Origin of the sequence: Mycobacterium colombiense, from assembly GCF_001672755.1 — a bacterium.
Lineage (GTDB): Bacteria > Actinomycetota > Actinomycetes > Mycobacteriales > Mycobacteriaceae > Mycobacterium > Mycobacterium colombiense_C.
Window position 1 is genome coordinate 215,934 of sequence record NZ_LZKI01000073.1, and the last position, 7,867, is coordinate 223,800.

Annotated in this window: 8 protein-coding genes and 1 pseudogene; 3 read left to right on the plus strand and 6 right to left on the minus strand. The window is 69.4% G+C overall.

Going from position 1 to position 7,867, the window contains the following annotated elements; all coding sequences use genetic code 11:
- Positions 1-6 precede the first annotated feature (6 nt).
- The 5 genes from rlmB to carD are packed head-to-tail and all read right to left on the minus strand — an operon-like array spanning position 7 to position 4,102.
- Positions 7-939, minus strand: a complete 933-nt coding sequence (rlmB, locus tag A5708_RS10795) for a 23S rRNA (guanosine(2251)-2'-O)-methyltransferase RlmB (protein ID WP_065028599.1) — start codon at positions 937-939, stop codon at positions 7-9.
- Positions 940-2,358 carry a cysteine--tRNA ligase gene (cysS, locus tag A5708_RS10800; protein WP_065028623.1) on the minus strand — a complete coding sequence of 473 codons (1,419 nt, stop codon included), beginning with the start codon at positions 2,356-2,358 and terminating at the stop codon, positions 940-942. It lies immediately after the preceding gene.
- A 49-nt stretch (positions 2,359-2,407) separates the two neighbouring features.
- Positions 2,408-2,887, minus strand: coding sequence for a 2-C-methyl-D-erythritol 2,4-cyclodiphosphate synthase (gene ispF / locus A5708_RS10805; RefSeq protein ID WP_065028600.1), 480 nt, complete (start codon positions 2,885-2,887; stop codon positions 2,408-2,410).
- A complete protein-coding gene (ispD, locus tag A5708_RS10810) occupies positions 2,884-3,597 on the minus strand; it encodes a 2-C-methyl-D-erythritol 4-phosphate cytidylyltransferase (protein ID WP_065028601.1) in 714 nt (237 codons plus the stop codon). The genes ispF and ispD overlap by 4 nt, the downstream gene beginning before the upstream one ends.
- 16 nt (positions 3,598-3,613) lie before the next feature.
- Complete coding sequence (carD, locus tag A5708_RS10815; protein ID WP_003419482.1) at positions 3,614-4,102, minus strand: RNA polymerase-binding transcription factor CarD; 489 nt, start codon at positions 4,100-4,102, stop codon at positions 3,614-3,616.
- Positions 4,103-4,391: 289 nt separating this feature from the next.
- Here carD and A5708_RS10820 point away from each other — a divergent pair, with 289 nt between their 5' ends.
- From A5708_RS10820 to disA, 3 genes are read left to right on the plus strand one after another with little or no spacing between them, the layout of a single operon-like run.
- A complete protein-coding gene (locus A5708_RS10820) occupies positions 4,392-4,952 on the plus strand; it encodes a hypothetical protein (protein ID WP_065028602.1) in 561 nt (186 codons plus the stop codon).
- A 49-nt stretch (positions 4,953-5,001) separates the two neighbouring features.
- On the plus strand, positions 5,002-6,438 hold the full coding sequence (gene radA / locus A5708_RS10825; RefSeq protein ID WP_065028603.1) for a DNA repair protein RadA: 1,437 nt from the start codon (positions 5,002-5,004) through the stop codon (positions 6,436-6,438).
- Between the two features lie 6 nt (positions 6,439-6,444).
- Positions 6,445-7,518 carry a DNA integrity scanning diadenylate cyclase DisA gene (gene disA, locus A5708_RS10830; RefSeq protein ID WP_065028604.1) on the plus strand — a complete coding sequence of 358 codons (1,074 nt, stop codon included), beginning with the start codon at positions 6,445-6,447 and terminating at the stop codon, positions 7,516-7,518.
- A 24-nt stretch (positions 7,519-7,542) separates the two neighbouring features.
- On the opposite strand, the pseudogene A5708_RS10835 reads toward disA, so the two are convergent.
- Positions 7,543-7,867, minus strand: a pseudogene (locus A5708_RS10835) (hypothetical protein); the annotation flags it as partial.

Here is a 7,867-nt window from a genome sequence, read left to right on the forward strand (position 1 = left end):
CCGGGGTTAACTCCTGCGCTGGCGGGTGATTTCGGCGAGTACCACGCCGGCGGCCACCGACGCGTTGAGCGATTCGGTGTTTCCGGCCATCGGGATGGACACGACTTCGTCGCAGTTCTGCCGCACCAACCGCGACAGTCCCTTGCCTTCCGAGCCCACGACGACCACCAGTGGATCGGTGCCGTCGATGTCGTCGAGCGTGGTTTCACCGCCGGCATCCAGACCGATCACCCGCAGGCCGCGGCCGGCCCAATCCGTCAGTGTCCGATTGAGATTCGTGGCGCGTGCCACCGGGATGCGGGCCGCTGCCCCGGCGCTGGTGCGCCAGGCCACCGCCGTCACCGAGGCCGACCGGCGCTGCGGGATCAGCACCCCGTGGCCGCCGAATGCCGCCACCGAACGGACGATCGCGCCCAGGTTGCGGGGATCGGAGATGTTGTCCAGCGCGACCAGCAGCGCCGGCGGCGAGGCGAGTGCGTCGGCGACCAGGTCGTCGGGGTGGGCGTAGTTGTAGGGCGGCACCTGCAACGCGATCCCCTGATGCAGGTGGTTGCTGGTCATCCGGTCCAGATCGGTACGCGTTACCTCGAGGATGGAGATGCCCAAATCTGCTGCGCGGGTGACGGATTCGGTGAGCCGTTCGTCGGCCTCGGTGCCCAGCGCCACGTAGAGCGCGGTGGCCGGAACCCCCGCGCGCAGGCATTCGAGCACCGGGTTGCGGCCCAGCACCGTCTCGGCTTCGTCGGTGCGGCCCCGCGCCGGCCGACGGCTCTGGGCCTTGGCGCGCTTGGCGGCCGGATGGTTAGGGCGCATATGCGCGGGCGGGGTGGGGCCGCGTCCTTCCAGGCCGCGGCGGCGCTGGCCCCCCGAACCCACGGTCGGGCCCTTCTTGGTGCCCTCTTTGCGGATCGCCCCACGGCGACGCGAGTTGCCGGCCATCTACTTGTCGCGCTTTTCTTCGTGGGCCAAAAGCTCCCACTGCGGCCCGTCGGCGGTATCGGTGACTTCGATGCCGGCGTACTTGAGCCGGTCGCGGATCTCGTCCGCGAGCGCCCAGTTGCGTTCCTGGCGCGCCTTCTGCCGGTTCTCCAGTTCCGCCTGGACCAGCACGTCGACGGCGGCCAGCGCCGCCGACGTCTCGTCGCGGGTTTCCCAGCGTTCGTCCAGCGGGTCGCAGCCCAGGATGCCCATCATCGCGCGGAGCGCGCCGGCGTGTCGCAGCGCGCCTTCGTGATCGCCGGAGTCCAGCGCCCGGTTGCCTTCGGCGCGCGCCTGGTGCACCTCGGCCAGTGCGGCGGGCACCGCCAGGTCGTCGTTGAGCGCGTCGGCGAACTTCTGCGTCCACTGACCGGGCTCGACGCCACCGACCCGCACCCGTACGCGGTGCAGAAATTCCTCAACGCCGACATAGGCTTTCACGGCGTCCTGCAGGGCGTTGTCGGAGAATTCCAACATCGACCGGTAATGTGCGCTGCCCAGGTAGTAGCGCAGTTCGGCGGGGCGCACCCGCTGCAGCAACGCCGGTATGGCCAGCACGTTGCCCAGCGACTTGCTCATCTTCTCGCCGCCCATCGTCACCCAGCCGTTGTGCAGCCAGTAGCGGGCGAAGCCGTCGCCGGCAGCGCGGCTCTGGGCAATCTCGTTCTCGTGGTGCGGGAAGACCAAGTCCATTCCGCCGCAATGGATGTCGAATTCCGGTCCCAGATACGTGCGGGCCATCGCGGAGCATTCCAGGTGCCAGCCCGGGCGTCCGCGGCCCCACGGGGTGGGCCAGGACGGCTCGCCGGGCTTGGCGGCCTTCCACAGCGTGAAGTCGCGCTGATCGCGTTTGCAGGTCGCGACGCCTTCGCCCTGGTGGACGTCGTCGATCTTGTGCCCGGACAGCCGCCCGTACTCCGGGTAACTGAGCACGTTGAAGTAGACGTCGCCGCCGGCGGCGTAGGCGTGATCGGTTTCGATCAGCCGTCCCATTAATTCGACCATCTGAGTGATGTGCCCGGTGGCTCGCGGCTCGGCCGACGGCGGCAGCACGTCCAGGGCGTCGTAGGCGGCGCTGAAGGCACGCTCGTAGGTGGCCGCCCATTCCCACCACGGCCGGCCCGCCGCGGCGGCCTTGTTGAGGATCTTGTCGTCGATGTCGGTGACGTTGCGGATGAACGCGACGTCGCAGCCGCGCGCGATCAGCCATCGGCGCAGGATGTCGAAGGCCACGCCGCTGCGGACATGGCCGATGTGCGGCAGGCCCTGGACGGTGGCGCCACACAGGTAGATGGAGACGTGACCCTCGCGCAGCGGGACGAAATCACGCACGGCACCGGCCGCCGTGTCGTGTAGCCGCAAGCGGGCGCGATCGGTCACGACGTGCCAGCTTACCGGGTAGTTCCCCGGCACCCGGCGCTGCGCGGGCTTACCCGGCGGGGACCACCAACGCGGTGGCGATGGCGGCGAGGCCCTCACCGCGTCCGGTCAGCCCCAACCCGTCGGTCGTCGTCGCCGACACCGAGACCGGCGCGCCGAGCAATTCCGACAACACCCGCTGCGCCTCGTCCCGACGCGGACCGACCTTCGGCCGGTTCCCGATGACCTGCACGCCGGCGTTGCCGACCCGGAAGCCGTGCTGCGACACCAGATCCGCGACATGGCGCAGCATGTCGGCGCCGCTGACGCCCTTCCAGCGCGGATCGCCGACCCCGAATACCGCCCCCACGTCGCCCAGCCCGGAGGCCGAGAGCACCGCGTCGCACAGCGCGTGCGCCCCGACGTCGCCGTCGGAATGGCCGGCACAGCCGTCAGCGTCGGCGAAAAGCAGCCCCAGCAGCCAGCACGGCCGCCCGGGTTCGATCGGGTGCACGTCGACGCCAAGCCCCACCCTGGGCAGCGCGTTCACCGGCGCACCACGGTCTCGGCCAGCAACAGATCGAGCTGGGTGGTGATCTTGAACGCCAGCGGATCTCCGTCGACGACCTGGACCTGGCCGCCGACATGCTCGACCAGCGACGCGTCGTCGGTGAAACCGGCGCCGCCACCGGCCTGATAGGCCCCGTAGGCGCGCAACAGCAGTTCGGTGGCGAAGCCCTGCGGGGTCTGCACGGCGCGCAGCCCGGCGCGCTCCGGAGTACCCAGGACCACCCCGTTGGCGTCCACGGCCTTGATGGTGTCATGCAACCGCAGCGCGGGCACCACGGCGTCGTGCCCGCCCCGCAGCGCCTCCACCACGCGGGTGATCAGCGCCGGGGGCGTCAACGCCCGTGCGGCGTCGTGCACCAGCACGAACTCGGGTGCCGCCGTCGGCAGGGCCGCCAGGGCAAGGTTGACGGATTCGGTGCGGTCGGCGCCGCCGGCGACGACGGTGGCCTGCCCGGCGCCGACGTGGCCGCCCAGCACCTGCTTGGCGTCGTCGACGCGGTCGGCGGGAACCGCCACCACGACGTGATCGACCACCCCGGAATTCAGCAATCCGGCGACGGCGCGTTGCAGCAGCGTGCGGCCGTCAACCAAACAGAATGCCTTGGGAATTCCTGCGGCCAGCCGTTCGCCCGACCCTGCGGCGGGGACGACTGCAACTACTTTGCCTGAGGTGCCCGTCTCCGGGGCCACCGAAGTGTCAGGACCTTCAGGAAGCGGCGGCCAGAACCTCGTCGAGGATGGTCTCCGCCTTGGCGTCATCGGTGCTCTCGGCCAACGCCAATTCACCGACCAGAATCTGACGGGCCTTGGCCAGCATCCGCTTCTCGCCGGCCGACAGACCGCGCTCCTGATCGCGACGCCACAGGTCGCGGACTACCTCGGCGACCTTGTTGACATCGCCGGAAGCAAGCTTTTCGAGATTTGCCTTATAGCGGCGCGACCAGTTCGTCGGCTCTTCGGTGTGCGGCGCGCGCAGCACCTGGAAAACCTTGTCCAAACCTTCTTGTCCGACGACGTCGCGGACACCGACGTACTCAGCGTTCTCGGCGGGAACTCGAACTGTCAGGTCTCCCTGCGCCACCTTCAAGACGAGATATTCTTTTTGTTCCCCTTTGATCGTCCGGGTTTCGATCGCCTCGACTAACGCAGCACCGTGATGCGGGTAAACAACGGTGTCGCCGACCTTGAAGATCATCTGATTCGAGCCCCTTTCGTTACTTCATCCTAACACGGCCGCCTAGCTACGCGCGAAGCAACGATGCAGGTCAGGGGCACAACACGCGCAGATTAGGGGTTGACATGGGGATCAAGTCGTGCAGTGCAGCACATTACCAACGCTCCGAAAGCGGCCCGGCGGTGGCCTATCCGAGGCCCATTCGGGCGCTCCTGCGCTGGTCTGGCGCCCCGCGCTATCGCGCGCGGGACGTTCCTACTACTGTGCATAGTTGCATCAGTCGGACCGGCTCAGCAGGAGGCCTGAGAGAGTGAACCGCTTCAAGATCCGCCTCGGCCGTCCCGCGCTCGCCGTCGCCGGGGTGATGGCCGTTCTGGCCGCCCTGCTGAGCGGTTGCGGAGCCGGTCAGGTGTCACAGATGGCGGTCCAGGAGCCCGCCATCAACGGCAACAAGGTCACGTTCAACAACGTGGCGTTGCGCGACATCCGGATCCAGGCCAACCAGAGCGGCGACTACCTCAAGCCGGGCCGGACCGTGGACCTGGTGCTGGTGGCCGTCAACCAGTCGCCGAATTCCGCCGATCGGCTGGTCGGCATCACCACCGACATCGGCACGGTTACGGTCAGCGGCGACGCCCGGCTACCCGCCGGCGGGACGCTGTTCGTCGGCACGCCCGAGGGGCAGAAGGTGGCTCCCGGCCCGGTCGGTTCCAACACCGCGGCGGCCAAGGCGACCGTCAATCTGGCCAAGCCGATCTCCAACGGCCTCCTCTACAACTTCACCTTCAACTTCGAGAAGGCCGGGCAGGCCACCGTCGCCGTGCCGATTTCGGCCGGGTTGACGCCGCCGCAGCAAAACCAAGCGGGGTAACCGCCTGTCGTGACGCGGGCTTGTCGTAGCGGCTCGATACCGTCATGGCGTGGCAACTGCGCGCTCCCAATACCGGTGTTCGGAATGCCGGCATATCACCGCGAAGTGGGTCGGCCGCTGCATGGAGTGCGGCACCTGGGGCACCGTTGACGAGGTCCCGCTACTCAGTGCGGTCGCCGGCCGGCGCAGCGGCCTGGCCACGGCGTCGCCGGCCGTGCCCATCACCTCTATCGAGCCCAACGCGAGCCAGCACCGCACGACGGGTGTAGACGAACTCGACCGCGTGCTCGGCGGCGGTGTGGTGCCCGGCTCGGTCACGCTGCTGGCCGGTGACCCCGGGGTGGGCAAGTCGACGCTGCTGCTCGAGGTCGCGCACCGCTGGGCGCAATCCGGCCGTCGCGCGCTGTACATCTCCGGTGAGGAGTCCGCGGGCCAGATCCGGCTGCGCGCCGACCGCATCGGCTGCGGCAGCGACGAGCTCTATCTGGCCGCCGAATCCGACCTGCACACCGTGCTCGAGCACATCGCCACGGTCCGGCCGGCGCTGGTGATCGTGGACTCGGTGCAGACCATGTCCACCACCGAGGCCGACGGTGTGGCCGGCGGCGTCACGCAGGTACGCGCGGTGACGGCGGCGCTGACCGCCGCGGCCAAAACCAATGCGGTCGCGCTGATCCTGGTCGGGCACGTGACCAAAGACGGGGCCATCGCCGGGCCGCGTTCCCTCGAGCATCTGGTGGACGTGGTGCTGCACTTCGAAGGCGACCGCAACGGCTCGCTGCGCATGGTCCGGGGGATCAAGAACCGGTTCGGGGCCGCCGACGAGGTCGGGTGTTTCCTGTTGCACGACAACGGGATCGAGGGCGTCGCCGACCCGTCGAACCTGTTCCTGGATCAGCGTCCCGCCCCGGTCCCCGGCACCGCGATCACGGTGACGCTCGACGGCAAACGGCCGCTCATCGGCGAGGTGCAGGCGCTGCTGGCCACGCCGGCGGGCGGCTCGCCGCGGCGCGCCGTCAGCGGCATCGACCATTCCCGGGCCGCGATGATCACCGCAGTGCTGGAGAAGCACGCCAAGCTGCCCGTCGGCGCCAACGACATCTACCTGTCCACGGTCGGCGGCATGCGGCTGACCGATCCGTCGTCGGACCTGGCGGTCGCGGTCGCGCTCGCTTCGGCGCTAGCCGACCTGCCGCTGCCCACCACGGCGGTGATGATCGGCGAGGTGGGACTTGCCGGGGACCTTCGGCGGGTCAGCGGCATGGAGCGGCGCCTGTCCGAAGCCGCGCGCCAAGGCTTCAGCATCGCGCTCATCCCGGACGGGGACGATCCCCGGCGCGAGATCGTGCCGAACGGGATGCGGGCGCTGCGCGCACCCACCATCGTGGCGGCGCTGGAGCACATGATCGACATCGCCGACCACCGCGGCGCCGCGCCCGCAAACCCGCGGCGGCTGGACGTGTGCCGCGTCCGGCCTGAAGAATGACCTTTTGTGACTCGTCCGACGCTGCGTGAGACTGTCGCCCGCCTGGCGCCGGGCACCGGGCTGCGCGACGGCCTGGAACGCATCCTGCGTGGGCGTACCGGTGCGCTGATCGTGCTCGGCAACGACGAAGCCGTCGAGGCCATCTGCGACGGCGGCTTCGCTCTGGACGTCCGCTACGCGCCTACCCGGCTGCGCGAGCTGGCGAAGATGGACGGCGCCGTCGTGCTGTCCACCGACGGCAGCCGCATCGTGCGGGCCAACGTGCAGCTGGTCCCGGACCCCTCCATCGCCACCGACGAGTCGGGCACCCGGCACCGCTCCGCGGAGCGGGCCGCGATCCAGACCGGCTACCCGGTGATCTCGGTCAGCCATTCGATGAACATCGTGACCGTCTACGTGGGCGGCGAACGTCACGTGGTCGCCGATTCGGCGACCATCCTGTCGCGGGCGAACCAGGCCATCGCCACCCTGGAGCGGTACAAGATCCGGCTCGACGAGGTCAGCAGGCAGCTGTCGCGCGCGGAGATCGAGGACTTCGTGACGCTGCGCGACGTCATGACCGTGGTGCAGCGGCTGGAGCTGGTCCGTCGGATCGGCCGGGTGATCGACAACGACGTCGTCGAACTCGGCACCGACGGGCGCCAACTGCGGCTGCAGCTCGACGAGCTGCTGGGCGGCAACGACAACGCGCGTGAACTGATCGTGCGCGACTATCACGCCAGCCCGGAGCCGTTGTCCGAGGTGCAGATGTCGGCCACGCTGGACGAGCTGGATGCGCTCTCGGATACCGAGCTGCTCGACTTCACCATCCTGGCAAAGGTTTTCGGCTATCCGACGACCACCGAGGCGCAGGATTCGGCGGTCAGCCCGCGCGGCTACCAGGCGCTGGCCGGCATTCCGCGGCTGCAGTTCGCCCACGCCGACCTACTGGTCCGCTCGTTCGGGACGCTGCAGAACGTGCTGGCGGCCAGCGCCAGCGACCTGCAATCGGTCGACGGCATCGGCGCGATGTGGGCCCGCCACGTGCGGGAGGGACTGTCGCAGCTGGCGGAGTCGACGATCACCGACTCATTGAGCTAGGTCTGCGCTGAAGCGTGTTCGGTCTCAGCCGGCCGGCTGCGGGGGCACCGGCGGTGCCTCCGGCTGGGGCACGGCGCCCGGCTGACCCGGCCCGGGCACCGGGCCCGGTGGCGGCGGCGGCTGGTTCATGATGAACGGAACCGGCATCGAGCGCAGGTTGCCCAGCTGCACCACGAGGTTGTAGGTGCCCGGCCCGATAGCGGGACGCGGCAGCGGGCAGTGCGGCGCCGAGCCCATGCCCGTCCACGTCACCGCGGTGGTCACCTGCTCGCCCGGCGTGAAGGTTTTGATCAGCGTCTCGTTGGACGGAGCGCAGTCCAGGTTCGACCACAGCCGCTTGTTGTCCAGC

Coding starts and splice junctions, on each gene's coding strand:
- rlmB (WP_065028599.1), bottom strand. CDS start 939: ATGGCCGGCAACTCGCGTCGCCGTGGGGCGATCCGCAAAGAGGGCACC.
- carD (WP_003419482.1), bottom strand. CDS start 4,102: ATGATCTTCAAGGTCGGCGACACCGTTGTTTACCCGCATCACGGTGCT.